The sequence below is a fragment of the Rhodobacter sp. TJ_12 genome (assembly GCF_020023995.1).
Taxonomy (GTDB): Bacteria; Pseudomonadota; Alphaproteobacteria; order Rhodobacterales; family Rhodobacteraceae; genus Rhodobacter.
The window spans coordinates 19,898-46,759 of record NZ_NRRD01000026.1; the positions used below are offsets into that span (position 1 = coordinate 19,898).

Below are 26,862 nucleotides of genomic sequence, written 5' to 3' on the forward strand. Positions count from 1 at the left end.
CGCAGGACAGGACGGGCCCATGACAGAGCTGAAGATCGAACGCGTGCGCAAGCAGTTTGGCAGCTTCACCGCGCTGGACGATGTTTCGCTTGATATTCCGCATGGCAAATTTGTGTGCCTGCTTGGCCCCTCTGGCTGCGGCAAGACCACTTTGTTGCGGGTGATCGCGGGGCTGGAGGCACCAAGCGCGGGCCGCATTTTGGTGGGCGGCGAGGATCAGACCCAAGTGCCCACGCACAAGCGCGACATGGGCATGGTGTTTCAATCGCTGGCGCTGTTTCCGCATTTGGATGTGGCCGACAATATCACCTATCCACTCGCCATTCGCGGCGTGGATAAAGCCACCCGCCGCAAGCGGGCCGAGGACCTTTTGGAGCTTGTGCGCCTGCCCGGCATGGGCGCGCGGCGGGTGCACCAACTGTCTGGCGGGCAGCGCCAACGCGTCGCCATTGCGCGCGGTTTGGCCATCAACCCCAAGGTCTTCTTGCTTGATGAGCCACTTTCGGCGCTGGATGCCAGCCTGCGTGAGCATATGCAAATTGAACTGCGCCAGATCCAGCAGCGGCTGGGGGTGACCACGGTGGTGGTGACCCATGACCAGAAAGAGGCGCTGACAATGGCCGATCTGGTGATTGTGATGAAAGACGGGGTGATCCAGCAAGCGGGCGCACCGATGGAGATTTATCACAACCCCGCCAATGCGATTGTGGCCGATTTCATCGGCACCACGAACCTGATGCCCTGCACGCTGGAAGCCGGGGCGATCAGTGCACTCGGCCACCGGTTTGAGATTGACCCGCGCGACCGGATCAACGCGCCCCAAGGCGCGGCGCAGCTTTCTGTGCGGCCCGAACATGTGGCGCTTGTCACGCCCGAGGCGGGCATTCCGGCCGAAGTGACCTTTTTGCGCGATCTGGGCGAAAGCCTGCATGTCATCGCGCAGGTCGGCGATCACGAAATCACCGCCCATCTGCCGCCAGGCACGGCCAATCGCCCCGCGCAAGGCGACCGCATTGGGCTGTCTTTCCGCGCGGGCGAACGGGTGGTGGTGGCATGAGCCTCGCGCCGGAAACAACCGCCCCGCGCTGGATCGCGCTTTGGCCTGCGGGCATGTTGGGGCTCTTCTTTCTGGTGCCCTTTGGCATCATGCTGGCCGTTTCGGTCGCGCATCGCGACATGGGCGGCTTTTACACTTGGGCCTTTGAGTGGAACAGCTATGCGCGGTTCCTGTCGGCCTTTTTCGGCAAGGTGATGGCGGTTTCGCTGGGCGTGTCACTGACCGCCGGGGCGATTTGCGTGGCGCTCGCCTTTCCTTTCACCGTCTTTTTGTCGGGCATGGGGGCCAAGGCGCAGACCCGCGTTTTGGTCACGCTGCTGTCGGTGCTGGCGCTGTCTGAGGTGATCATAGGCTTTGCGCTCTCCACGATCTTGTCGCAAACGGCGGGGATCGGGAATATCTTCTATTGGCTGGGCCTGATTGATGCGCCGCAAGCCTTTGCGCCCTCGCTGTTCGCGCTGATCTTGGGGCTGTGCTACATCGGCTTTCCCTTTGCGGTGCTGGTGCTTTATCCGCCCGTGTCGCGCCTTGACCCCGAGATTGTGGAGGCGGCGCGTGTCATGGGCGCCTCTGGCCCGCGCGCGTTTTTTGGCGTGATCGTGCCCAATTTGCGCGGCGCGATTGTGGGGGCGTTTATTCTGGTCTTCGTCTTCACGCTGGGCTCGTATCTGCTGCCGCAGCTTTTGGGCCGGTCGGAACATTGGACGCTCTCGGTCCATATCACCGACCAAGCGATCTATCAGTCAAACCTGCCCTTCGCGGCGGCGATGTCGGTGTTTTTGATGCTGGTGGCGCTTTCCTTGGTGGGCCTTGCCTCATTGGCGGGCCGGGATCGGGGGGCGAAATGACCCGCGTTTTGAAAACCACCTATGTCGTGGTGATCTTGCTGATGCTGCTGGCGCCTTTGGCGGTTGTGGCGGCGGTTTCGCTCAATGGCGCGCAAAGCTTGCGGTTCCCGCCCCGCGATCTGTCCTTGCGTTGGTATGGGGAATTATTTCAGCAATCGGAATGGCTGGTGCCGCTGGCCCATTCGCTGATCATTGCCGCCTGTGCCGCCGCCTTGGCCGTGGTGATCGCGCTGCCGCTGGCGCTCTATGCATGGGAGCGGCGCGGGCTGATGGCGCGGCTGCTGACGGGGCTGGGCCTTGCGCCCTTTACCCTGCCACCCGTCATTTCCGCGCTCGGTTTCATGATCTTTTGGATGACCTTGGGCGGCTATGGGCAGATCTATGCCACGATCCTGTCGCATGCGATCTTTTTGGTCACCCTGCCTTTGGTCACCATTTCGCTGGGGCTGGGCGGGCTTGATCGCGCGCTGATCGAGGCCGCGCGGGTCATGGGCGCCAATCGCTGGACGGTGTTTCGCACCGTGATCGCGCCGCTTTTGCTGCCCTATGTGATTTCGGGCTATGCCTTCGCCTTCGTGCTGAGCCTGAACGAATACATCATCGCCTATATGGTGGCGGGCTTCACCGTCGAAACCCTGCCGATCAAGATTTTCAATGCTTTGCGCTATGGTTACACGCCGATCCTTGCGGTGGTTTCGGTGATCTTTGCCGCGCTGTCGGCATTGATCTTTGGGCTGATCGGCAAATTCGGCAACCTGCCCGCGCTTTTGGGCGCAGAAAGGATCGGCAAATGAACGATATCCCCGTCACGATGCGCGCGGCTGTATGTGATGCGCCGGGCGTGCCGCTGGTCATGCGCGAGGTGCCCGTGCCCACACCGGGGCCGGGGCAATATCTGGTCAAGCTGGAGGCTTGCGGCATCTGCCATTCCGATTTGCATGTGCAATTGGGCGAAGAGCCGATGCCGCCCGAGGCCTTTCCGCTCATCTTGGGCCATGAGGGGATCGGGCGGATCGTGGCGGGGCAGGGGCCCTTGGCGCTTGGCACCCGCATTGGTCTGCCGTGGCTTTACGACACCTGCCAAAGCTGCACGCCCTGCCTGACGGGGCAGGAAACCTATTGCCAAAGCCAGCGCGCGCGCGGGCTGGATGCCTTTGGCGCCTTTGCCGAATATGCGCTGGTGGAAACCGCTTTCGCGACCGAAATCCCCGACACGATTGACCCGGTGACGGGCGGGCCGCTTTTGTGCGCGGGGCTCACTGCTTGGTCAGCGCTTGAACGTTGCGCTGTGCGCGCGGGCCAGCGGCTTTTGATCGTCGGCGCCGGCGGGCTGGGCCAATATGCGCTGGCGATTGCACGCGCACGCGGCTTGCGGGTGGCGGTGGTCGATCTGGACCCCGCCAAACGCGCGCAGGCTTTGGCGCATGGCGCCGAGATCGCCGTGCCCCCCGAGGCTGTCGCGCAGATCACCGCTTGGGGCGGGGCCGATATCACGCTTAACTTCGCGCCGTCGCCCAAGGTGTGGGAGATGATCGCGGCCTGCGCCAATCCGCTGAGCCAGATCGTCGCCGTGGCCTTGGTGCATGACCCGGTGCCGCTGTCGATGATGTGGCTGATCAATGGCGGGCATAAGGTGATGGGGTCTTCTGTGGGCACCCGTGCCGAATTGCGCGCCTACCTGAATTTCGCGGCGCGCCATCTGCCCCCGGTCGAAATCGAGGCGCTGCCCTTTGATCAGGTGCAAGCCGGGTTGGAGCGGCTGGCGCGCGGCGCGGTGCGCGGGCGGCTGGTGCTGCGCTTTTAGCGGCGCCCCTGCGCGCTTTGGCCCCCCTTGCCCCCGGCCCGATTTCGGCTCAAACCGCAACAGGATCACGCGGGCAGGACAACGGAAGCGTGCATGGAGGAGGCGGGCATGGATCAGGCCAAGGCATCAGGCGGTTGGAAGCTGTGGGCAGTGCTGGCGCTGCCTCCGCTGTTTTGGGCGGGCAATTTCATCGTGGCGCGTTATTCGCGCGGCGAATGGCCCCCGGTCAGCCTTGCCTATGGCCGCTGGGTGATCGCGTTGATCGCGCTTTTGCCCTTTGCCTGGCCGCATATGAAGCGCGACTGGCCGCTTTATAAACGCTATTTCTGGCGCATCATCGGCATTGCCGTGCCCGGTGTGGTTGCCTTTAACACGTTGATCTATTGGGGCTTGCAGACCACACCCGCCACCAATGGAATGTTGCTCAATTCCTCGATCCCGCTGTTGATCTTGGTGATTGGCGCGTTGTTTTGGGGCCAGCGGCTGGGGCTGTGGCAGGTTCTGGGGTTGATCGTTTCCACGCTTGGGGTGGCGGTGGTGATCTTGCAAGGCTCGCTTGATCGGGCCTTGGCGCTGGATTTCGCGCGCGGCGATCTGATCATCTTTTCCGCGATGATCGCTTGGGCCTTTTACACGATGGGGCTGAAGCTTTTCCCACCCGAGGTGAACCGGATCGGTCTGTTGGCGGTGCAGATCATCGTGGCTTTGCCGATCCTTGCGCCGTTTTTAGCGCTGGAAATGTGGCTGGGCCATTATCCGATCTTCACGCCCGCCTCGCTGGCCTCGCTCGCCTATATTGGCATCGTGCCCTCGGTGCTGGCCTATCTTTTTTACACCCGTGCGGTGACGCTGGCGGGCCCGGCGCGGGCGGGGCAGTTCATCCACCTGATCCCGGTCTATGGCGCGATCTTGTCGGCCAGCTTTTTGGGCGAGCAATTGCACCTTTATCACGCGGCGGGCTTTGGGCTGATCTTGGCGGGGATCGTTTTGGCCGGGCGGCGGGGGCGCGCCTAGCCGAAGGCGCGCGGCAACGGGGTGCTTTTCCCTTGCATCTTGGCCATGATGCGACTAAGGCGAGCGGACTTCCGCGCTGATATGAACCGGCGATGCCTCTCGTGGTGGGTGGCGGAAGGGTACGCCCGCCGTTGAAGCCGCCTTGTGAAACAGGAGCAGACATGACGCTGTACGAGCATGTCCTCATTGCGCGCCAGGATCTTTCCAACGCGCAGGCCGAAGGCCTTCTGGAACATTTTTCCGCCGTGATCGGTGACAACGGGGGCAAGGTCCTCGGCACCGAATACTGGGGCGTGAAAACCATGGCCTACAAAATCAACAAAAACCGCAAAGGCCATTACGGCTTCCTGCGGACCGAAGCGCCCGCCGCCGCCGTGCAAGAGATGGAGCGTCTCGCCCGTCTGCATGACGACGTGATGCGCGTGCTCACCGTCAAAGTTGCGGCCCATGACGAAGGCCCCTCGGTGCAAATGCAAAAACGCGACGAGCGCGAAGAGCGCGGCTCGCGTGGTGACCGCGGCCCGCGGTCGGACCGTCGCTGATCCGAGGAGAGTAAGACATGGCTAGCAAACCGTTTTTCCGTCGCCGCAAAGTCTGCCCGTTCTCGGGCGATAACGCGCCGAAAATCGACTACAAGGACACCCGTCTTCTGCAGCGCTACATCTCTGAGCGCGGCAAGATCGTGCCCGCCCGTATCACCGCCGTTTCGGCGAAGAAACAGCGCGAACTCGCGCGTGCCATCAAGCGCGCCCGTTTCCTCGCCCTGCTTCCCTATGCCGTGAAGTAAGGAGACAGAGCAATGCAAGTCATCCTTCTGGAACGCGTGGCCAAGCTTGGCCAAATGGGCGATGTTGTGAAAGTGCGCGACGGTTACGCCCGCAACTTCCTGCTGCCCCAAGGCAAGGCGCTGCGCGCCAATGACGCCAACATCAAAAGCTTCGAAGAGCGCAAGGCCCAGCTTGAGGCGCGCAACCTCGAAACCAAGAAAGAAGCCGAAGCGCTGGCCGAGAAACTCGACGGTCAGAAGTTCATCGTGATCCGCTCGGCTTCGGATGCGGGCGCGCTTTACGGCTCGGTCACCACCCGTGACGCCGCCGAAGCGGCCACCGCGGGCGGCTTCTCGCTCGACAAGCGCCAAATCGCGCTGAAAGCGCCGATCAAGGATCTGGGCCTGCATGACGTGCATGTTGTGCTGCACCCGGAAGTCGAGGCGACGATCACGCTCAATGTGGCGCGCTCGATGGAAGAAGCCGAGATCCAAGCTTCGGGCAAATCGATCCAAGAGCTGGCGGCGGAAGCCGAAGCCGAGGCCGAATTCGAGATCGCCGAGCTGTTCGACGAAGTCGGCGCCGCTGCGGCCGACGACGACGAAGAATAAGATCTTCCGATCTTCGGTTACAAACCGCGCCCCTCGGGGCGCGGTTTTCTTTTGCGCAAAGGGCAGCGCGCCGCGCGCCGCCGAACCCTTCGGGCGGCAGGCCGTGGGCGCTTTGCGAAGCGAGGTCAGGCGCAGGCTTCGCTGTGCCCCTTCGACTTTGGAGAACTATCCCGGGGGGTGCGGGGGGCAGCGCCCCCTGCCGGGCCCGCATCAATCGCGCGCCGCCGTTTTATCTTCTTGCGCCAATGCAAAAGGGCGGCCCGAAGCCGCCCTTGAACCCGTTTGTCTTGTAACGTGCTTACTTGCCCGCAGGCGGGCTTGCCGGGGCTTTGGGGGCCGGGGCGCCGGTTGCGGGGGGCGTTTCCGGTGCCATCAGCTTGGGGGCGTTCGCGCCTTGCAGCGGGTCATCTTGCCGCTGCACCGAGCCCTCGAAATGCGCACCCGATTCGATGGCGATGGTCTTGTGGATGATGTCGCCCTCGACCCGCGCGGTCGAGGTCAGGCGCACCTTGAGGCCGCGCACGCGGCCCACAACGCGACCATGCACCACCACGTCATCGGCGACGATCTCGCCCTTGATCGTGGCGCTTTCGCCCACGGTCAACAGATGCGCGCGGATATCGCCTTCGACGATCCCTTCCACCTGCACATCGCCGGTGGTCTTGATATTGCCCGAGACCGTCAGATCCGCCGACAGCACCGACGCGGCGGGCTTGGCGCGCGGCGCCGAAGAGGGCACGAAATCGCCGAGTGGCTTCGAGGAGGGCATGCCTGCCTCGGACTTCTTCTCGGGATCGGTGGCCGCTTTCGGGCCGGGTTCGTGGATCTTGCTTTTAGAAAACATCCTGAGCCGCCTTGATGAAGGTCATCGGGTTGACGGGGGCGCCGCCGACCCGGATTTCATAGTGCAGATGCGGTCCGGTGGACCGTCCGGTATTGCCTGTATCACCGATCACTTCGCCGCGCGACACTTTTTGCCCCCGCTTCACGCGGATTTTGGACAGATGCCCATAGACGGTGGATACACCAAATTCATGGCGCAGTTTGATCACATTGCCATAGCCGTTTTCCCAGCCCGCTTCGGTGACAACGCCATCGGCGGGGGCATGCACATCCATGCCCACAGGGCCGGCCAAATCGATGCCCGCATGCAGTCGGCCCCAGCGGTAGCCATAGGGCGAGGTAAAGCGGTAACCGCCGCGCAAGGGCATCGCAAAGGGCAGCTTGTCGATGGCGATCCGGTAAAGGTTCATCTCGTCAAGGCGGCGCAAAATCCCCTCGGCGCGGGCAGTATCTTCATCGGGGTCGATCATGCCCTTGGTCGAGATCGCCGCGGGAATAAGCGGCCCGCCGGTGCCGGAATAGCCGCGCCGGATTTGCGCGATGATGTCATCGGGGTCCATGCCCGCCTTTTTGAACATCCGGTCGAGCGGCTCCATCGAGATTTGCACCGCGCCTTCAAGCGTGTCGAAAATCTCGTCATTGCGCTCTTCGATCAGGCGGCGTTCCAGCACGGCCTGATCGGCCTCTTGGCGGGCGCTTTCGGCATCGCGCGCGGCGCGGTCGCGCTGCGAAGCGGTGCGCGTGAGCGCCGAGGCCAGAAGGTCGACCGTGCCGCCCATATCGCCGATTTTCGCGCTGAGTGTTGCGGCACTTTGCGCGCCCGTGCCTTTGGCGGCGGCCAGTTGCGTGCGCGCCTCGTCCCGTTCGGCCATGGTGCGGCGCAGCGTGGCTTGAATCACATCGATGCCGGTTTCCAACTCGCGCCGACGCTCTTCCGAGGCCAGAAGCTGCGATTGCATCTGCGAGACTTGTTCCAGCGCCAGCTGAAAGCGGTTTTGCGCCGCCACGGCTTCGGCGGCGCGTTGGTCGCGCTGGCGCGCCAAAATGTCGAGCCGGGTTTCGAACTGTGCCTTGGCGATGGCCGCCTGTTCGCGCGCCCCACCCGAGGAAATGCCGTCGATGAACAGCAAAGAGGTGGCGATCACCGACCACAAAAACAGCATTCCAGCCGCAAACAGCGTCACCGCCTGCGTCGTCGGGCGCAGGCGCACGAAACGGGTCGCGTCTTCGGATTTTAAAAACAGGCGCTGCTCGGGCAGCCATCTATCCAGCACCGTATTGGCGCGGTCGAGTATCCGTCTGGGCAAGGCGGTCTTCCTGTTGTTGGGGCGCATCAGATGCACCCGATCTTGTCACCAGTTTGGTTAATATCTGCCAAACACGGGGCTGCGCCCCGCTTAACAAGACGGGCAAGACCGTTGCAACCCGTTTTCCCGACACGGCCGGCACAGGGCCGGCGCGCGGGCAGGAAGCCGCCGAAAACTACCATATCTTGGGGCCGAAGGGGGCATTCCTGCCCTCCTTCGATCCCGCCGGGCGCTTAGCCCATGGCGCGCACGGCCTCCAGCACCGTTTCGGCATGGCCCTTGACCGAGACTTTGGGCCAGACCTGCGCCACCACGCCCGCTTCATCAATCAAGAAGGTGGCGCGCTGAATGCCCATCGAGGTTTTGCCATACATCTTCTTTTCGACCCAAGTGCCATAGGCTTCGCAGGTCGCGCCGGTTTCATCCGACACCAGCTTCACCCCAAGGCTGTGCTTGGCGCAAAATTTCGCATGCGCCTTGGGGCCGTCTTTGGAAATGCCCACGACCACCGCGCCTGCGGCATCGAAATCGGGGCCAAGGCGGGTGAAATCCAGCGCCTCGGTGGTGCAGCCGGGGGTGTCGTCCTTGGGATAAAAATACAGCACCACCTTGCGCGGGCGCAGGCTGGAGAGCGTCAATTCCCCGGTTTCTGCCTCGGCCTCGGTCAGCGGCAGGGTGAAATCCGGCGCGTTTTCGCCGACTGCGATCATTTGCGTTCCTCCTTGTCAGATGGCAGGAGTAAGCTAGAGCAGAACCGGGCGGCGTCAAAGCGGCGCGAAAGCCAAGCAAAAACCGGCGGACGGCATGAGCGAAGAAGAGCAGCAAACCGGCAAGACGGCGGCGCCGCCGTCGAATGCGGCGCGGTCCGCGCAGCCCGGTCTGCCTGCGCGACCGCGGCGGCGCATCGGTATCTGGCTGGTGCTGAGCCTGCCGGTGCTGGCGCTTTTGGCGGGGCTTGCCTTTCTGGCGCTGAGCCACATGCCGGTGGCGGTGCCGCAAAGCTTGGTCGCCAAGGTCGAGACACAGGCGAATAAGGCGCTGGCCGGGCGCGTTGGGCTGACGCTTGGCGGCGCGTCTTTGGTGGTGGCCGAGGGGTTCGTGCCCGAGGTGCGGCTGAAGATGGTCAAGATCGATCAGCCCTCGGGCCTGCCGATTGCGGTGCTGCCGGAACTGGATGCGCGGTTTCATCTGGGCGCGCTTCTTTCGGGGCTGGTTGCGCCCAAAAGCCTGCGCATTGGCGGGGCGCGGGTGGCGCTTTATCGTCGCATCGATGGCAGCCTTGATCTAGCACTGCCCGAGGCCGAAGAGGGCGCGCTGGCGGGCCTTGATCTGACCGACCCCAACAAGCTGACCGAAAGCATCGAGGCGTTTTTCGACACGCCGCTTTTGGCACCAGTTGATGAAATTACCGCCGAGGATTTGCATATCCGGCTTGTGGATGCGCGGCTGGGCCGGGTCTGGGAGGTGTCGCAAGGCCGGTTCCGGCTGCGCCAGACCGCCGAAGATATCGCGCTGACGCTGGGCTTTGACGTGGGCGAACGCAACCGGCTGCCCGCGCAGGTGGCGCTGACCGCCTCCACCGCGAAATTTTCGCCGCGCGCGGCTTTTGGCGCGGCGGTGACCGATGTGCCCGCCGCCGATCTGGCGGTGCAAAGCCCCGCTTTGGCGGTGCTGGGGCTTTTGGAGGCGCCGATTTCGGGCACGATCCAGTCGGGCATCACCGAAACCGGCGATTTGGAACGGCTTGATGCCACCTTGCGCATTGGCGCGGGCGCCTTGCAGCCGGTCGAGGGGGCGCAGCCCGTGGCCTTTGACGGGGCCGATTTGCGGCTGCGCTACGATCCGGGCGCGCAGCGCGTGCAGATCGACCGGCTTGATCTGCAAAGCCGCGCTTTGCGGTTGGGTGCCACGGGACAGGTTTTGTTGCGCGATGTGGTCAATGGCCTGCCGGGCGCGGCGCTGGTGCAGGTGGCCTTGCATGACATTGCCTCTGACCCGGAGGGGCTGTTTGAACGGCCTGCGCGCATCTCTTACGGGGCGCTCGATTTGCGGTTGCAACTTTCGCCCTTCCGCATCGATCTGGGGCAGGTGCAACTGGTCGAGGGCGCGCGCCGGATCGCGGGGCGCGGACAGGTGTCTGCCGGGGCCGAGGGCTGGCGCGTGTCGTTTGATACGGCGGTGGGGGAAATCACCTCGGATGATTTGTTGGCGCTGTGGCCCAAGGCGCTGGTGCCGCAAACCCGCGATTGGCTTGAAAAAAACGTCGCCACCGGGCAATTGCGCAATGTGCGCGCGGCGGTGCGGATTGCGCCGGGGATCGAGCCGCGGGTGGAACTGGGCTATGAATTCCGGGGCGCCGAGGTGAAGGTTTTGCGCACCCTGCCGCCGGTGCGCGAGGGGCGCGGCTTTGCCGGGATCACCGAAAACCAGCACACGCTGATGGTCGAAGAAGGCCGGTTGCAAGCCCCTTCGGGCGGCGGGATCGAGGTGGCGGATTCGGTGATGACCGTGCCTGACATTCGCGCCAAACCTGCCGCGGCCGAGGTGCGTCTGGTCACCCGCTCACCGATCCCCGCCGCGCTGTCGCTTCTGGACGAAGAACCGTTTCGCTTTTTGTCCAAGGCCGGGCGCAGCACCGATATTGCCCAAGGCTGGGCCGAGGCCCGCACCGATTTGCGCTTTTTGTTGGTCAAGAAAATCGCGGCAGAGGATGTAGATTTCGACGTGCGCGCGCGGCTGACCGATGTGCGCTCGGAAAGCTTGGTGCCGGGGCATGTGATCACCGCGCCGCTGTTTCGGCTGGTGGCGGATCGCGCCGGGATGACGGTCGCGGGGGCGGGGCATTTCGATATTGTGCCGTTCCAAGGCCGCTGGACGCAGCGCTTCGGGCCAGAGCATCGCGGCAGTTCCGACATCGATGGCTTTGTCGAAATCACCCCCGAGGGGTTGTCGCATCTTAAGATCGCGCTGCCCAAAGGCGCGGTGCAGGGCGAGGGGTGGGGGCATCTGGATATCGCGCTGCGCAAGGGCGAGCCGCCCCGCTACAGTTTCAAAACCGACCTGAAAGGTCTGCGGCTCTCGATCCCCGAGATTAGCTGGTCCAAGGCGGCCAGCACCGAGGGGCGGCTGGCGCTTGAGGGGCGTTTGGGCGCGGTGCCCACGGTCGAACGGCTCAGCGCCTCGGCCCCGGGGCTAAGCGCGGCGGGCAAGGTGGTGCTGGCGGCCGGCGGGTTTCAGCGGGCGCGGTTCGACACTCTTAAGATTGGGCGCTGGTTCGAAGGCGCGGCAGAGCTGATTTCGCGCGGCGCGGGCCGCGCCCCCGATGTCGCTGTGACGGGCGGGCGGCTGGATCTGCGCAGCCTTCCCGGCGGCGGTCCTGGGCGCACGGGCGCGGGGCGCGGCACAGGCGGGCGCATCACCGCACAGTTGGACCGGGTCACGGTTACCGATGGCATCGCGCTGACCGGGCTTTCGGGCAAATTCACCACACGCGGCGGCTTTTCGGGCAATTTCGCGGGGCGGCTGAATGGCGGGCCGCAATTGCAAGGCGCGGTGATCCCGCAAGAAGGGCGTGCGGCAGTGCGCATCACCTCGAACGATGGTGGGGCGATTCTGGAGGCAGCGGGCATTTTCTCCAAGGCGCGCGGTGGGCTGCTTGAGTTGACCCTGACCCCTTTGGCCGCGAAAAGCTATGACGGGGCGCTGCGCATCGCCAATCTGAAAGTGCGCGATGCGCCGGTGCTGGCCTCAATGCTGTCGGCGGCCTCGGTGATCGGACTTTTGGAACAGCTGAATGGCGAGGGCATCCTGTTTTCGGATGTGACGGGGGCGTTTCGCATCACCCCGCAGGGGGTCTCGGTGCGCAGCGGCGAGGCGATCGGTGCCTCGATGGGGGTGACGATGACCGGTGCCTATTATCCCGACACCAAGGCGCTGGACATGGAGGGCGTGGTCACGCCGTTTTACATCGTCAATGCGGTGGGCCAGATTTTCGCGCGCAAGGGCGAGGGGCTTTTTGGCTTCACCTATCGGTTGGAGGGCACAGCCGAGGCGCCGCGCATTTCGCTTAATCCGCTTTCGATCTTTACGCCGGGGATGTTTCGCGAGATTTTCCGCCGTCCGCCCCCCAAGCTCGTCACCGAATGAGACCGCAATGAAACTTGACGATTTCGACTTTGACCTGCCCGAGGGGCTGATTGCCACGCGCCCCGCGCGGCCGCGCACCGCTGCGCGTCTTTTGCTGGCCGAGGACGAGGCGATCCGCGATCTGACCGTGGCCGATTTGCCCGATCTGTTGGGGGCGGGGGATCGGCTGGTGCTGAACAATACCAAGGTGATCCCGGCACGGCTGACGGGTCAGCGCGCGCGGGCGACGGGGCAGGGGGTTGCGGTCGCGAAGATCGAGGTGACGCTTTTGGAACCCGCCCCGGGCGGTGGCTGGCATGCGCTCGCCAAACCCTTGCGTAAGCTTAAAGAAGGCGAAGAGATCACCTTTTCGGAGCGGCTGTCGGCACAGGTCACCGCGATTGCCGAGGGGCAGATGCAGATCGCCTTTAATTGCACCGGCGCCGATTTCGATGCTGCCCTGGCCGAGGCGGGGGCGATGCCCTTGCCGCCCTATATCGCGGCACTGCGCGCGCCCGATGCCGCCGACAAGACCGATTATCAAACCGTCTTCGCGCGCCATTCGGGGGCGGTGGCCGCGCCCACGGCCAGCCTGCACTTCACCCCGGAACTTCTTGAAAAGCTGCGCGAAAAAGGCGTGGCCTTCACAGAGGTGACGCTGCATGTCGGCGCGGGCACCTTTTTGCCGGTGAAGGTGGAGGATGTGACCACCCACAAGATGCATGCCGAATGGGGCGAGGTCTCGGCGCAGGCGGCGGCGGAAATCGCCGCCACCAAGGCGGCAGGCGGGCGGGTCATTCCGGTCGGCACCACTGCGCTGCGGTTGATTGAAAGCGCCGCGCAGGCCACCGGCGCCATTGCGCCGTTTCGTGGCACCACGGATATTTTCATTTATCCGGGCTATCGCTTCCGCATCGCCGATGCCTTGATGACCAATTTCCATCTGCCGAAATCCACGCTGTTGATGCTGGTGTCGGCGCTGATGGGGCAAGAGCAGATCCGCGCGATTTATGCCTATGCGGTGACGCAAGGGTATCGGTTCTTCTCTTACGGGGATGCGTCGCTTCTGATACCAAAAGGTCGGATCAGGGGGTGACGCGGAGGCCTGCGGCACCTATCCTGACCCTTCTTCCACTCTTCCCAAGCGAGTCTCTTATGCTGAGCGTTTTGCGCACCACATGGCCCCTTTTCCTTGGTGTGATGCTGCTAATGGTCGGCAACGGGATGCAAGGCACGCTGTTGGGGATCCGCGGCGCGATCGAGTCGATCGGCACCTATCAGATGTCGGTCGTCATGTCGGCCTATTTCGCGGGCTTCTTGCTGGGCTCGCAATTGACGCCGCTGATGATCCGCCGGGTGGGGCATGTGCGGGTCTTTGCGGCGCTTGGCTCGCTGATTTCTGCGGTGTTGATCCTTTACGCCGCCTATCCGAACTGGATCGCCTGGACGCTGATGCGCGTGCTGATCGGCTTTTCGTTTTCGGGCGTTTATATCACCGCCGAAAGCTGGGTGAATGCCTCGACGCAAAATGAACTGCGCGGGCAGGCGCTATCGGCCTATATGGTCGTGCAGATGCTGGGCATCATCTCGGGGCAGGCGCTGATGAACGTCGCCGATCCGGCGGGCTATCTGCTGTTTGTCATTCCCTCGGTGCTGGTGTCGCTGGCCTTTACGCCGATCTTGCTGTCGGCCACGCCTGCGCCCGCCTTTGCCGAGGTGCGAAGGCTTAGCCTGCGCCAGCTTTACAAAACCTCGCCCTTGGGGGTGGTGGGCATCTTCTTGATGGGCGGCGTCTTTGCGGCGCTGTTCTCGATGGTGTCGGTCTGGGGCTCGCAAGTCGGGCTGACGGTGACACAGATTTCGCTTTTCGTGGGGGCGATCTATCTGGGCGGGCTTGTCGCGCAATTCCCGATTGGCTGGCTGTCGGATCGGATGGATCGGCGGATGCTGATCTTGAACGTGGCGGGCGTTGGCGCCGTGGCGATGCTGGCGGCCTTTCTGCTGGCGCCGAATTTCTGGGTGCAACTGGCGCTGGTGGCGGTGATCGGCGCGTCTGCGAACCCGCTTTACGCGCTTTTGCTGGCCTATACGAACGACTATCTCGACACCTCGGACATGGCCGCCGCCTCGGCGGGATTGCTGTTCGTCAACGGGGTGGGCGCCATTACCGGCCCGCCGGCCACCGGCTGGCTGATGGAAACGCTGGGACCGGGGGGGTTCTTCCTTTATCTTGGTATCTTGATGATCTTGATCGGGCTTTACGCACTTTGGCGGATCGTCCGTGCACCGGATCGTCAGGGGGAATTCCCGGCGGCCTATGCGGTCGTGTCGCCCGGCGCAACGGCCTTTGCGGTTGACGCCGTGCTTGAAGCGGGCACCGACACGGAAGAGGACGGGGCTGCGGCAATCGACCCCGAAACCGCCCCCGAGGGCACGCTTGACGAGGGCGACACCACCGCCGATATGGAGGCCGACAGCAAAGATGCCGTCACGGCACCCGAGGCGGCGGCGTCGGAAAAGGACGCCGAAGGTTCGGAAAAATAGCCGCGTAACCTTGTGCCTTTGCACAAAGGTTACACAGCATTTGAATTTTATCGGTCACGGCGCGTCGGGCATCCCCGGCAAGACTTGCGCTTTGACGTCACTCGGGCAGGCTGAAAAAGCCGTCCGCAACCCAATGGGGGTCCATCTATGGAAGCGATCAAGGATCTGATCGCGTTTTGGCACGACGAAGTGGGTGCCGAACGCTGGTATGAATCGACGCCGGAGCTGGATGAACAGATTTTGGCGCGCTACTCGGCCCTGTGGCAAAAGGCACAGGCGGGCGGTTGCGATGATTGGGCGCAAACGCCGGTTGGTGCTTTGGCGCTGGTGATTTTGCTCGATCAATTGCCGCGCAACATGTTCCGCGGCTCGCGCCAAGCCTTTGCCACCGATGCCAAGGCGCGCAAAGTGGCCGAAGCGGCGATTGAGCAGGGCTTCGACCTGCAGATCGAAGACCCGCTGCGCCAGTTCTTCTATGTGCCTTTCATGCATTCGGAAAATCTGGCCGATCAGGAAAAGGGCGTGCGGCTGGCCGAAGAGCGGATGCCCGACGAACATCTGCAACATGCCAAGGCGCATCACGCGGTGATCGCGCGGTTTGGCCGGTTCCCGTGGCGCAACGAATTGGTGGGGCGTTATTCCTCGGATGAGGAAGCCGCCTTCCTTTGGGCGGGGGGCTATGAGCGGATGCTGGCCTCTCAGGGGCGCTGATTGCCGGAAAATGGTTTGGAACGCGCTCCGCTTGGGGCGCGTTTTGCATTTAGGGGGTGCGACTTCTTGAAGCGCAGCGCAAAATAGTTTAATGCCAAACCATCTTGGAATGGAGGGTCCCATGGCCGCGAAAAGCTTTGACATGATCGTCATCGGTGCCGGTCCCGGCGGTTACGTGGCCGCGATCCGGGGCGCGCAACTGGGGCTGAAGGTCGCCATTGTGGAGCGTGAACACCTTGGCGGCATCTGTTTGAACTGGGGCTGCATCCCCACCAAGGCGCTGTTGCGCAGCGCCGAAGTGTTCCACCTGATGCACCGCGCCAAGGAATTTGGTCTGAGCGCCGACAAGATCGGTTTTGACCTTGCTGCCGTGGTGGCGCGTAGCCGCGCGGTGGCCAAGCAGCTTTCGGGCGGCATCGGCCATCTGATGAAGAAAAACAAGATCACCGTGCTGATGGGCGAGGCGAGCGTGCCGCGCAAAGGCGTGGTTTCGGTCAAGACCGACAAGGGCACCGAAGAAATCACCGCGAAGAATATCGTGCTGGCCACCGGCGCGCGTGCGCGGCAATTGCCGGGGCTGGAGGCCGATGGCGATCTGGTGTGGTCTTACAAACATGCGCTGGTCGCCAAGCGGATGCCGAAGAAACTGCTGGTCATTGGCTCGGGCGCGATTGGCATTGAATTTGCCAGCTTCTTCAACACGCTGGGTGCCGATACCACGGTGGTTGAGGTAATGGACCGTGTGCTGCCGGTGGAAGATGCCGAAATCTCTGCTTTTGCGAAAAAGCAATTCGTCAAGCAAGGCATGAAGATCCTTGAAAAAACCACGGTCAAACAGCTTGATCGCGGCAAGGGCAAGGTCACCGCGCATCTGGAAGACGCCAAGGGCGTGACCACGGCGGAGTTTGACACGGTGATCTCGGCTGTGGGGATCGTCGGCAATGTCGAAGGGCTGGGGCTTGAAGCGCTTGGCGTGAAGATCGACCGCACCCATGTGGTGGTGGATGAATTCTGCCGCACCGGGATCGAGGGCCTGTATGCAATTGGCGATATCGCCGGTGCGCCGTGGTTGGCGCATAAGGCCAGCCATGAAGGCGTGATGGTGGCCGAGCTGATCGCGGGAAAACATGCCCATCCGATCAAGCCGGGCTCGATTGCGGGCTGCACCTATTGCCACCCGCAGGTGGCGAGCGTTGGCATGACCGAAGCCAAGGCGAAAGAGGCGGGCTATGAGGTGAAGGTGGGCCGCTTCCCCTTCATCGGCAATGGCAAGGCGATCGCTTTGGGCGAGGCCGAGGGGATGGTGAAAACCGTCTTTGACGCGAAAACCGGCGAGCTTTTGGGCGCGCATATGGTGGGCGCGGAAGTGACCGAGATGATCCAAGGCTATGTGATCGGCCGCACGCTTGAGACCACCGAGGAAGATCTGATGCACACCGTCTTCCCGCATCCGACGCTGAGCGAAATGATGCATGAATCGGTGCTCGACGCCTATGGTCGCGCGCTGCACATGTAAGCGGCGCGCACAAAGCCCCGTGGCTGCGCGCGACCGACGCGCGGCCCAAAAGGGTCCAGTCCTTTGCGGATGTCGAACCTGCCCCCGGCCAAGGGGCGCGGCTGGGGCAGATTGACGCGCGCCGGTGCGGAAGGCCATTTGCCCCATCGCGGCGCGCCGCATTCTCTGGGGTCCGGCAGGCGTGACCGCCGGTCCCCTTCTGCGCTGAGCACGGCGCCGTCAGCCTTTGCGGCGATACACTAAATCTATAATTATCAAATGGTTGTTGCAGTTTTGTGCGCCGCGGCAGGGGGCTTCGCGGCCACGCTCGTGCAGCCATGCAGGTTGCCGGACCTGTCGGGCAGGGCCGCTCGTGTGAAGCTTTCATGACAACCCCAGGTTGTTCAGTTTTGAGAAACCCGTTGCTCTGAGATTGTCGCGCAATCGCTAGAAAAAGGTGGCGCATGACCGCGATTCGAACTGTTCTTGGCAAGATTGGTGTTCAAATAGGGCTTTGTGCTCTGCTCTTCGCTTTGCTGCTCTCTGTCTTGGGGTGGACCTCACATCAGGGGTTTGCCGGCTTTCGCGCCAGCACGCAGGCGATGGACCAAGAGCGCGTGCCGGAGCTGCGCCGCACAAGCGCGCTGGTGGCGCAGATTTCCGAGCTTCCGCAAGGGTTCGCACGGCTGCTTCAGGCCGCGGATCAAGCCGAGGTCAGCGCCGCCAATGCCGCCCTGGCTCAGCGCATCGAAACCTTTTCTGGCGCGATGACCGGCGCCGCCTTGGCAGAGCTTTCGGGCCTTTTTGCCAATCTGCGCGGCAACCTTGACGCGCTTGCGCAGGCCATCGAGACGCGCATGACCGCCGAGGCGCAGGTGCGGCAGGCGCTAAAGGATATTGACGCGGTTCTGGCCACGGTCGTGACCGGGTTCAATGTTTATAATCCCAAGGATGTGATCCGCTTGCGCAGCGAGATCATCCGCATCTTGACGGAAACCGACCCGGAAGCCTTTGCGCCGCGGGCGCGGAAATTTGCTTGGGTGGCCAAAAGTGTTGCGACATCGGTGCCCAAAACCAATTCAAAGGGGCGCGATCGGTTGCTTGCGCTGACCGATCCCGAACAGGGGCTTGTCGCGCTGCGGCTGAGGGTTTTGCGCGCAACTGCCAAGGCGCAGGCGCTGTCGTCGCAAGCGCTGGCCACGACCCAAACGATCACCACTGAGGCCACGCGGCGCGGGCTGACCGTTCTGGATGATGTCGAGGGCGATATCCACCAACTTGACACCAAGGCAGGGCGGACGAACCGGCAGTTCACGCTGCTGTTGGCCGTGGCCGGGGTGGCCTTGGTGCTGGTTGTGCTGTCGCTTCAGGCCATTCTTGTGGCGCCGTTGCGCGGTCTTGCCAAGCGCACGCGCAGCCTTGCCGCAGGGGAGCGCAGCGTGCTTGACGATATGCGGCGCAGATACGGCGAGATCGGCGAGATGCAAGAGGCTTTGCGGGTGTTTCGCGACAATCTGGAGCAAAACGACCGTCTGGCCGAGGCGGCGCGACAGGCCGCGGCGGAGCGCGAGGCGGCGCAATTGGACCGGATCGCGCGGGAGCGTGCTGCCGAACGCGCCGAGGCAGAGCGGCGCGAGGCACTTGCTGCGGCTGAGCGCGCCGCCGAGATGGACCGCAAGCGGCGCGAAGAGGCAATTTCAGCCGAGCGGGCCGCGCAAATGGCAGAGCAACAAGCGGTTGTCGCGGCGCTTCAGACCGGGCTGCAACGCTTGGCCGCGGGCGATCTGACGGCCCTGATCCATCAGGCATTCCCGCCGCAATACGAAGCGCTTCGGACCAATTTTAACGCCGCGCTGACCGGCTTGGCAGAGCTTGTTGACACGATCCGCGACAACACCGGCGGCATTCTGGCCACCGCCAGCGATCTTGATGCGGAAGCCGCGGCGATGGCGGCACAATCAAGCCGCGCGGCAGCCTCGCTCGAAGAAACCGCCGCAGCGATGACGGAACTGGCAGGGGCGTCACGCACGGGCGCAGAGCGCGCGGCCGAAACCGCGCAGCGTACAGAGGCGATGCGGTCCGATGTGCAAGCCGCGCAGGCCACCGTCAACAGCGTGGTTGCCGCGATGGGGCGGATTTCGGCCTCGTCAGAGGCGATTGCGCGCATCATCTCGGTCATCGACGATATTTCGTTCCAGACCAATCTATTGGCTCTGAATGCGGGGGTCGAGGCCGCGCGGGCCGGGGCGGCGGGGCGCGGCTTTGCCGTGGTGGCCTCGGAAGTGCGCGATCTGGCGCAACGCACGACATCGGCCGCCGCCGAGATCAACGCCTTGATCGTCGAGGGGCGCACGAAGGTGACAGAGGGCGAAACTTTGGTCAGCGCGGCGGATCGCGGTCTGGAGGCGGCGGTCAAGGTGATCGATGCCATCGCCGCCAATGTGCTGGAATTGGCGCAAGTCAGCCGCGAGCAATCCGCCAGCATCGCCGAAGTGACCGCCGCGACCGAGGTGCTTGATCTGGCAACGCAGAAAAGTGCCGAAGGGGTCGAGCGCACGGCGCATTCGGGCCGCGATCTGTTGGGGGCGGCGCAGAGCCTGTCGCGCGCCATCGCCCGTTTCGATCTTGGGGAGACCAGTCAAGCGCCGCAAGCGCAGGCCGTGTGAGCGCGGAAATAGGTGCGGCGCGGGGGCGTGCGGCCCAGTCTTCCCGTTCGAAGCGCCCCTCGATGCGGCACCGCACGTCTCCTAAGCGGCCATTCGGTCATCGCGCAGCATTTTTCGCGGGTGGAAGTCGGCAGTGCGGACTTTGATGACATTCCCTCCCTGCCGACGAGTGTCCGCTTTGGAGATCATTACCTTGGATTTAAAGCCGCCTACTGCGCAACGGGCGGCTCATTTCGTTCCCATAGAGGCACGCATTCCGCGAAAAACGGCATGGTTGCTCTTTGCCAAGGTGCGGCGCGATTCTCTTCTTCTGCGACCATACCGGGGGATGCAAAAATCCTGATGTGGACACCGTTACCTTCGTCAAAGAAGTACCAATATGAAGAGATTTCCCCATCAGAATTTCGGATGCGTTGGTATGCGCCTTCTCCGATACGCTCGAAACGTACCGGCTTACCATCACCTGCCGCGTACTCGCGAATGGCTACATCTCCGTAGAAATCCCACGTGACTGGCCCACCTCCACGTTGCTGCAAACAGGTGAGGCCTGTCAAATCAACGGGCTCTGCAACTGCCACAGACACAATCATTGATGTTGCTACAGCGAGGCACACAGAGGTGAAATGTTTCATTCGGATACCAAAACAGAGCCACACAAGAATCGCAATGGGATAACAACAAGCTCTCTGCCTTCGACTTGGCGACATGATCGCCCATCCGTGGTGATATTGGTTGAAGCAGTCGTTCACTATCCGTGAAGCATTCGTCACTTTAGCCTTGCTGCAACGCCGCAGGCCTTTCTCGAGGCCCGCGCGGCAGTATGCTCGGCCCCTCCCGGACCTTCGCACAAGGCGCGGCGAACGAGCGCTTCCCATCCTAAGTCACACGCCCAGCTCGATTTCCTCGCGCGGGACCGGCAACCGGAGGCGATGGCCTGCCGGTCCTTGGGGACGCATAACCCCACCCGGACTGCGGGTGGGGTCCATGCCGATCATGTCGGTCTGGCGCGCCGCTATTTCAGAAGGTTGGGATAATACTCCTGGAGCGTGTCGACGATGTTCTTCAGCCCGTCTTCAAGGGCCTTCAGCGCATTGCTTACCTCCGCCCCATATTTCGTGTCTTGGAATTTGACGATCGCCGTATTCACGGCCCCCTCGATGTCATTAATCAATTGCTTGAGGGTTGTTGCTTTTGGATCGATGGGGGGCGGCAACGGAATGTCGACCGGCGGCCATTTGCCGGTTTGCACCGCGTTGACATATTGGGCCAGGAACGTGTTCGCCGGGTTGACCAGATCAACATAGCTGTCGATCACCGCGTCAATTGCGGTGATCGCGGTCTGGCCCAGATGCGCCTTTGCAAGGCCGCCCTTGACCGTCTCCATCATCGTGCCGCTGGTATAAAGCGCCCAGGCCAAAGCCCTCAAATTCTCGACCGATGGCGTCGCCACGGCGCTGTCGGCGGCTTCATCTGCGCTTAGGACCAGCAGCGGCGGGAAGTCTTTTGCGGACATATCATTCATTGCGCATTCCTCCATTTCTGAACGATTGGTGAAGCATCGGGCAGCGGCACCCCTTTTTTGACGGCTTCTTGGATCATATTGGTCGCCAATGTGCCGAACGTCTTGGCCGCCTCGTCCGAGAAGAAGGCGTTTGAAATCTTGATCGTGTGATCGTTTCCGTCTTTGTCCGTGTACGTCCAAGAATAGGTTTGGAGCGGCTGCGTCCCGTCCGCGATGGTGCTCAGTGCCGTCTGGATCTTGGCGGTGGCGCTGACCAAAGTGTTGAGGTCGTCGGCCAAAGCCGCATTGGCCTGCGTGATCAGTGCTTCCATCTGCGGCAGGTGCAATGCATCGGTTGTCACGTCTTGCAGAATTTTGGGCAGCGCCTCCAAGATGTCTTGCATCAGCGTGATCGCGCCATCCCGTATGAAGGCGGCCGCTTCCATTGCGTCTTTGCGGATCGTGTCTGCGATGCTGCCCAGCTCGTCATTTTGCGGCTTGGCACAGCCGCCAAGCTGCAAAAGATAGCTGAGCGGCGTCAGAATTGAATCGATCGCCTTGGCGTATTTGGCCGCATCAAGCAGCATCGGCTGCCATTGTTCGGAGACCGGCGCCCCCCATTGCGCGATGCCTTGATAAAAGGCCAGCACATCGTTGCCCGTCGTCTCGATCGATTTTAGCGATTGATCGATCTCGGTTACCTGCTGGGCAAGATCGCTCAGCTTGGCCGTTTCAGCAACCGCGCCCTGTTCGACGATGGATTGAAGCTGCGCGATTTCAGAGGTGTGGGCATGCCCCAATGCGGCGTTCAGCGCTTGCAGCATCGACATAAGCTGCGCAACCGTCGCGCCGCTTGCCGCGACCGCAGAGATTGCATTGGCATGGGTGGGCAATTGGGCGATTGGATTGATCTGCGATAGGGTCTTGATCACCTGCGCATCGGCGCCCGTCAGCACTTTTGCGATTTTGGTCTCGGTCGCGGCAAGGGTCGTCAATTGGGTCGTCAGATCTTGGATGGCCGGTGCCACATCGGCCAAGGTCTTGGTTTCGCTTGGATAAAGTTGGATCAGCCGCGAGACGACATCGTTGATGGAGGTGGCGATTGTCGCCAAAGCGCCGATCTCGACCCGGGCGCGCGGGGGCGCCGCCGTATAAGATGAGATCTGGCTCAAAACGCTTGTCGCCGGGGCGATGCTGGGGGCGGCGGTCGTCATGGCCGAAATCGTTGCCGCGGCTGCGGCGGTCAGATCGGTGAGCGGCTTGCCTGCGTCGTTCAGATCGTCCGTCAAAACCTGCGCAATCTGCACCACGCCTTGGGCCTGTGCGGTGGGATCGGTGTTTGCCGCGGCGAGCAGGGCAGAGACATGCAGCGGACGCCGGGCCTTGGCCGTCGCGCCAGAGCGCAATTGCGCAGCGCGTGCCACAAGCTCGGCCTTGGCAGGCCATTGGGTAACCTCGGGGATGTAAAGATCGACGGTCTTCTTTTGGATCACCGGCGGCATCGCTTCCAGATCGATCTTGCCGCCCGTCAGCGCATTTATCAGCGCCTCGACCGCGGCTTCAACGGCAGATCCCTTGTCTCCGCGTTTATAGTCTTTGAGCGCCGTGCCCACCTCGCCCCAAAGATCCTTCATCGCGTTCGCATTGCTGCTGCCCGCCGCGCCCTGATTGTCCCCGAAGGTGTCGGTCTTTTTCGAACTGCCGGTGCCGTTGGCGTCGTTAAACGACTCGATCGCCGCGATGCCCAGCTTCTTTTTGATTTCATCGACAAGGGCTTGTTCCAGCGCACCTATGCCGGTGATGTCCTCGATCTTCTTGAGGATCGGCTTGATGACCTTTTCCATCACCGATTTGGCAACATGAAGGATCCACCGGACGGGGGCCAGAGATTCAGCGATGCTCTTTGCGCTTTGCTCGGCCCCGGCCACCTTGTCAGCGACCCATTTGAGATCGCCTTCAATGATCGCGAAAGCACCGTCGCCGAAAGAGGCCATCTCTTTGGCGACATCGCCCAGCACCGCAAGCACCGATTGAACGTCGTCAAAGGCGTCCTTAAGCGGCGCCGTCGCCTTGGATATCTCGGCGTCCACGGCCTCATAGGCGCTCAGCACCGTCTCAAGCCGCTGCACAACGGTCGATCCATCGGCAAGCTCCTTGAAGATCGGCGCGATCGCCTCGACGATCTCTGCCAGCGCTTGCAGGATTTTCATCGTGTTGACCAGCGCGGGCAATTCGGTCGCCATGTCTTGGATCAGATGCTGCACATCCGACAGCCCGGTATGGATATCCTTCAAGATCGGCAGGGCATCGTTGACGACGGCAACGATGGCGTCCAGCGCGCCGTCGACGGTGTCCTCCAGCCCGTCAATGAAGTTCACGATCCCGTCCAAGACATCCATCACGACATCCAGCCCGGGGATCACCTCGGTGAATGCCGTGATCGCATCCAGCAGCCCGCTGATCACATTGCTGGCGACGTCGATCAGATCCCAAGCGTCATCGATATAGGGGACGAGCCCCAGCACATCGATCAGATCGCCGAGAAGGTCGATCACATCGGACAGCGGATGTTCCAGACTGGGGGCGTTCAAGGTGCTGACGACCGCGTTGATATCGTCAACGAGCGCAATTGCGGTTTCGAAGGGCTTTGATGATCCGGCGGCGTCCAAGTGCACTTCACGTCTCCCAAGCGTTTCCCTCAGCGGGGCCGAACCGGACCGCCACGCAAAGCTTGCACAACTTCAGGTGGAAAAGATGTGACGGGCGCCATTTTGGGGTGTGGTTTTGCGGGCCTTGCGCCGATTCGGCGCTGCCCCCTCTGAAAGAGGCCCGTGCGGTCCCACCGGTTTCCCTTTCCCCGGCAGCAAGGCGCGGTCATGCGATAAAGTGCTGACGCTGACCGGGCGAGATGGGCGGTGGCAGGGCGGCCCGCGCAGAAAAGATTTACGCGCGCAGAAACGTGGTCAAACCGGCCCTGAAAGTTTGACGCCTTGCCCCACAAGAGCTTGGTTTTATTGATTTAAGAAGGGTGAGTGGCGGAGAGACAGGGACACTTCGCCAAATTCCCTATACCATTGATTAAAAACGGAAATTCGATCTGATGTTGTCCGTTTTGCAGGTTGTCACTTGCGGACAACACGATAGCTGACGGAGCGGCATTGCTCAAGCGTTTGCTGGGCCACAGGTCCGGCAGCATCCCTGATGCCACGATCTGGCAGGAGATCATTCAAGTCATGCGATCCATCTTAGAATGATTCTAGGGGTCACCATCAGAATACCCGCCACCGGGGCGCTCAGTTGGCCGCTGAGGGCGAGAACGGTGGTTTGGTGTGTTCTGCTGGTCCATCGCGCTCAAGCCCTTGGGGACGCTCCTGTGCGTCCCTGAGGCACCCCTTCACCCGGTAGCAGCAGCTTGTCTGCAGCCTTGTCCTTGCTTGTTTGTGGGGGAGGTGACGGGGAGGCGAAGAAGCCGTAGCGAAGCCCTTGGAAAGCCCCGTGAGAAGCTGATGCGGGTAGCAAGGGTGTGCAGCTACAGGGGATGCATCTTGCACAGTTTCGGACCAGCCAATTCCACAAACAAGGAAAGCGTTGGACCGCAACATGACCAATACAACCACTATCCCGACGCCCATGCAGGTGACGCTGGGCGAGTTGAATATCCGCCCCGAGGACTTCCAGTTCCGTGATGTCGAGCTTGATCGCTATCACGCGGATGAGCTGCAGAAGGCACTTCAGCAAGGCCGCGACGTTGGCCCGCTTGACGTGTGGCAAGACCCCAATGATGGCAAGCTTTACGTCCTCGATGGGCATCACCGCTTTGAAGCCTACACCCGCCTTGAGTGGTCTGGCCCGATCAATGTGCTGCGCCATGAGGGGCCGCTGCATCAGGTGAAGCTGATCGCGCTGCGCGAGAACACCAAGGCCCGCCTGCCGATGTCGCCCAAGGAACGAGCCGATGCTGCTTGGCGATTGACCTGCGAGGAGCAGGAGAATGACGGCTTCAGCTACAGCAAGAAGGAGTTGGCCGAGGCAACCGTGCGCCATGTGTGGCGAGTGGAGTGAAGGGCGAGGCGGTCATCGGTTTGCTTGCCCAGCACCTTGCGGCGGAAGCGTGTGAACCACTGAGACACAGCCGCAGCCTTCCCTGAAGCGCGTCTGATGGGCCATTCGGGGAATACTCTGCCGGATGCACCATGCGCTGCGATGCGGGCTTGCAGGAGCGCCTGAGCCTCACCCACAACGGGAATGAAGCGGCGGGCGTTCTTGGTCTTGCCTTCAGCGATGTAGAAGCCTGAGCCGTCCTTGCGGGCTTGATCTGTGGTGATGGTGGCGATTTCATCGGCGCGACAGCCTGTAGCGATAGCGAGGCGGATCAGATCGCCTTCCTTGCTGCCGCGTGTCGTGGCCCTCAGCAACGCGGCGCATTCGCTTGGCTGATAGTCCTCACGCCTCTGCTCGCCCCGGTTCTTGGTTCGGCGCAGCCCTCTGGTGAACTCCCAAGGGTTGGCTGTGTCCTTGTCCAAGTGGCCGCTTTCAAGGGCCCAAACCCACAACTGTTTGAGGAGGGTGGTGTTCTTCTCAATGGTCTTTGCGGAAAGGCCCTCTGGGCTGCGGTGACTGCGAACGGAGGGGAGGTAGACATCGCGGAAACGCCGCGCATCCTCGGGCGACACATCCTCCAGACAAGCGGTCTTCGCGTCATCCTTGAGGAATGCACGGAGGTGCTTAATCGCCGTGTCGAGGTTCATCACCGTGGTGCGCTTCAGCGGCGCATAGCCATAGGGGTTTCCCTCGCGCCGCGCTTCGACATATTGCGCATGGGCGTGATCAAGCGGGAAGCCTGTCCCGGTCGCCACGCGGGCGAAACGCTTCAACTCCTCTGGTGGGACGGCGTTGCGCTTGGCGGCGTCTTCCAGTTTGTCGTGCAGGATGAACTCAACCCCCACGTTGAAGGGATCGCCTTCTTCGATGGCTTCTTGGCGAGCGGCTTTCACCATTTCGCGCCATTCCAGCGCAGAGGTCAGCGTGAACACGTCGTTGTCGCGCAATCCATCCTGAAGCCTGCGGATGTCGCCCAGCGCGATGTCACGCAGCTTGCGGGCGTCTGTGAGGCGGCGGGTGCCTAGCCCTCTGGTGATCGCCTTGCGAAACGGTTTGCCATCCCAAGGGTTCGGAAGCCCAATCAACTCGGGCGGCGTATCCATCTTGAACACCCAGCTCGTGCCGGGGCCACGGGGTTGCTTGAGGTAGCGCATGTCCTCTTTCAGGGCCTTCTTGTTGTCTGGTTTGGACAACGAGCCTTCGGACATCTTTCCTGAAAACGTTTTCATTTCAACGATTTAGAGGAAGTGGCGGAGAGACAGGGATTCGAACCCTGGGTCGGCTCACACCGACAACGGTTTTCGAGACCGCCGCATTCGACCACTCTGCCACCTCTCCGCGTCAGGGGTCTTCTTGAGGCGGGGATTTATCCTGACCTTTCGGGGCTTGCAACCGGTTTTTTGAAGTTTTTTGACACGGTGCCGAAATGCGGGCGGGGAGGTGGGGTAAAACTTCGTGCCGCCGGGGG

The 26,862-nt window shown here is 62.4% G+C and carries 22 protein-coding genes and 1 tRNA gene; 15 read left to right on the forward strand and 8 right to left on the reverse strand.

Going from position 1 to position 26,862, the window contains the following annotated elements:
- Positions 1–19 precede the first annotated feature (19 nt).
- The 8 genes from CKO11_RS15280 to rplI all read left to right on the forward strand — a co-directional run bounded on the left by CKO11_RS15280 (position 20) and on the right by rplI (position 6,101).
- Positions 20–1,057, forward strand: coding sequence for an ABC transporter ATP-binding protein (locus tag CKO11_RS15280; protein WP_223640672.1), 1,038 nt, complete (start codon positions 20–22; stop codon positions 1,055–1,057).
- Positions 1,054–1,905, forward strand: a complete 852-nt coding sequence (locus CKO11_RS15285; protein ID WP_223640674.1) for an ABC transporter permease — start codon at positions 1,054–1,056, stop codon at positions 1,903–1,905. Before CKO11_RS15280 ends, CKO11_RS15285 begins: the two co-directional genes overlap by 4 nt.
- Positions 1,902–2,699, forward strand: coding sequence for an ABC transporter permease (locus tag CKO11_RS15290; RefSeq protein WP_223640676.1), 798 nt, complete (start codon positions 1,902–1,904; stop codon positions 2,697–2,699). Before CKO11_RS15285 ends, CKO11_RS15290 begins: the two co-directional genes overlap by 4 nt.
- Positions 2,696–3,709, forward strand: a complete 1,014-nt coding sequence (locus CKO11_RS15295; protein WP_223640678.1) for an alcohol dehydrogenase catalytic domain-containing protein — start codon at positions 2,696–2,698, stop codon at positions 3,707–3,709. Before CKO11_RS15290 ends, CKO11_RS15295 begins: the two co-directional genes overlap by 4 nt.
- 108 nt (positions 3,710–3,817) lie before the next feature.
- Entirely contained in the window at positions 3,818–4,723 is a 906-nt protein-coding gene (locus tag CKO11_RS15300) for a DMT family transporter (protein WP_223640680.1), read from the forward strand.
- A gap of 161 nt (positions 4,724–4,884) precedes the next feature.
- Positions 4,885–5,265 (forward strand): 30S ribosomal protein S6, encoded by a 381-nt coding sequence (gene rpsF / locus CKO11_RS15305; RefSeq protein WP_223640682.1) that lies wholly within the window; start codon positions 4,885–4,887, stop codon positions 5,263–5,265.
- A 17-nt stretch (positions 5,266–5,282) separates the two neighbouring features.
- A complete protein-coding gene (rpsR, locus tag CKO11_RS15310) occupies positions 5,283–5,510 on the forward strand; it encodes a 30S ribosomal protein S18 (RefSeq protein ID WP_223640684.1) in 228 nt (75 codons plus the stop codon).
- Positions 5,511–5,522: 12 nt separating this feature from the next.
- The gene (rplI, locus tag CKO11_RS15315; protein WP_223640686.1) at positions 5,523–6,101 is read left to right on the forward strand and encodes a 50S ribosomal protein L9; all 579 of its coding nucleotides are present in this window, start codon (positions 5,523–5,525) and stop codon (positions 6,099–6,101) included.
- Between the two features lie 298 nt (positions 6,102–6,399).
- Here the strand turns inward: rplI and CKO11_RS15320 are convergent, their stop codons facing one another.
- The 3 genes from CKO11_RS15320 to CKO11_RS15330 all read right to left on the reverse strand — a co-directional run bounded on the left by CKO11_RS15320 (position 6,400) and on the right by CKO11_RS15330 (position 8,961).
- On the reverse strand, positions 6,400–6,945 hold the full coding sequence (locus CKO11_RS15320; RefSeq protein ID WP_223640689.1) for a polymer-forming cytoskeletal protein: 546 nt from the start codon (positions 6,943–6,945) through the stop codon (positions 6,400–6,402).
- The gene (locus CKO11_RS15325; RefSeq protein ID WP_223640692.1) at positions 6,935–8,251 is read right to left on the reverse strand and encodes a M23 family metallopeptidase; all 1,317 of its coding nucleotides are present in this window, start codon (positions 8,249–8,251) and stop codon (positions 6,935–6,937) included. Before CKO11_RS15325 ends, CKO11_RS15320 begins: the two co-directional genes overlap by 11 nt.
- 233 nt (positions 8,252–8,484) lie before the next feature.
- Positions 8,485–8,961 carry a peroxiredoxin gene (locus CKO11_RS15330; RefSeq protein ID WP_223640694.1) on the reverse strand — a complete coding sequence of 159 codons (477 nt, stop codon included), beginning with the start codon at positions 8,959–8,961 and terminating at the stop codon, positions 8,485–8,487.
- Between the two features lie 94 nt (positions 8,962–9,055).
- Here CKO11_RS15330 and CKO11_RS15335 point away from each other — a divergent pair, with 94 nt between their 5' ends.
- The 6 genes from CKO11_RS15335 (at position 9,056) to CKO11_RS15360 (ending at position 19,792) form a co-directional block, all read left to right on the forward strand.
- Positions 9,056–12,397 (forward strand): AsmA-like C-terminal region-containing protein, encoded by a 3,342-nt coding sequence (locus CKO11_RS15335; RefSeq protein WP_223640696.1) that lies wholly within the window; start codon positions 9,056–9,058, stop codon positions 12,395–12,397.
- Positions 12,398–12,404: 7 nt separating this feature from the next.
- Positions 12,405–13,472 carry a tRNA preQ1(34) S-adenosylmethionine ribosyltransferase-isomerase QueA gene (gene queA / locus CKO11_RS15340; protein WP_223640698.1) on the forward strand — a complete coding sequence of 356 codons (1,068 nt, stop codon included), beginning with the start codon at positions 12,405–12,407 and terminating at the stop codon, positions 13,470–13,472.
- A 59-nt stretch (positions 13,473–13,531) separates the two neighbouring features.
- On the forward strand, positions 13,532–14,920 hold the full coding sequence (locus tag CKO11_RS15345) for an MFS transporter (RefSeq protein ID WP_223640700.1): 1,389 nt from the start codon (positions 13,532–13,534) through the stop codon (positions 14,918–14,920).
- Positions 14,921–15,067: 147 nt separating this feature from the next.
- Positions 15,068–15,631 (forward strand): DUF924 family protein, encoded by a 564-nt coding sequence (locus CKO11_RS15350; RefSeq protein ID WP_223640702.1) that lies wholly within the window; start codon positions 15,068–15,070, stop codon positions 15,629–15,631.
- 121 nt (positions 15,632–15,752) lie between these two features.
- The gene (gene lpdA / locus CKO11_RS15355; RefSeq protein ID WP_223640704.1) at positions 15,753–17,147 is read left to right on the forward strand and encodes a dihydrolipoyl dehydrogenase; all 1,395 of its coding nucleotides are present in this window, start codon (positions 15,753–15,755) and stop codon (positions 17,145–17,147) included.
- Positions 17,148–17,728: 581 nt separating this feature from the next.
- Positions 17,729–19,792 (forward strand): methyl-accepting chemotaxis protein, encoded by a 2,064-nt coding sequence (locus CKO11_RS15360; protein ID WP_223640706.1) that lies wholly within the window; start codon positions 17,729–17,731, stop codon positions 19,790–19,792.
- Between the two features lie 209 nt (positions 19,793–20,001).
- Here CKO11_RS15360 and CKO11_RS15365 read toward each other — a convergent pair whose 3' ends face one another.
- The 3 genes from CKO11_RS15365 to CKO11_RS15375 form a co-directional block, all read right to left on the reverse strand.
- Entirely contained in the window at positions 20,002–20,424 is a 423-nt protein-coding gene (locus tag CKO11_RS15365) for a hypothetical protein (protein ID WP_223640709.1), read from the reverse strand.
- 380 nt (positions 20,425–20,804) lie between these two features.
- Positions 20,805–21,314: a hypothetical protein gene (locus tag CKO11_RS15370; protein ID WP_223640711.1), complete on the reverse strand. Its 510-nt coding sequence runs from the start codon at positions 21,312–21,314 to the stop codon at positions 20,805–20,807.
- The gene (locus CKO11_RS15375; RefSeq protein ID WP_223640713.1) at positions 21,311–23,968 is read right to left on the reverse strand and encodes a hypothetical protein; all 2,658 of its coding nucleotides are present in this window, start codon (positions 23,966–23,968) and stop codon (positions 21,311–21,313) included. The genes CKO11_RS15370 and CKO11_RS15375 overlap by 4 nt, the downstream gene beginning before the upstream one ends.
- Before the next feature lie 925 nt (positions 23,969–24,893).
- On the opposite strand from CKO11_RS15375, the gene CKO11_RS15380 reads away from it, so the two are divergent.
- Positions 24,894–25,355: a ParB N-terminal domain-containing protein gene (locus CKO11_RS15380; protein ID WP_223640715.1), complete on the forward strand. Its 462-nt coding sequence runs from the start codon at positions 24,894–24,896 to the stop codon at positions 25,353–25,355.
- On the opposite strand, the gene CKO11_RS15385 is transcribed toward CKO11_RS15380, so the two are convergent.
- Both CKO11_RS15385 and CKO11_RS15390 read right to left on the reverse strand, forming a co-directional pair.
- A complete protein-coding gene (locus CKO11_RS15385) occupies positions 25,298–26,602 on the reverse strand; it encodes a tyrosine-type recombinase/integrase (protein WP_223640717.1) in 1,305 nt (434 codons plus the stop codon). The genes CKO11_RS15380 and CKO11_RS15385 overlap by 58 nt on opposite strands.
- 40 nt (positions 26,603–26,642) lie before the next feature.
- Positions 26,643–26,732 (reverse strand) — tRNA-Ser (locus CKO11_RS15390).
- Positions 26,733–26,862: the final 130 nt, after the last annotated feature.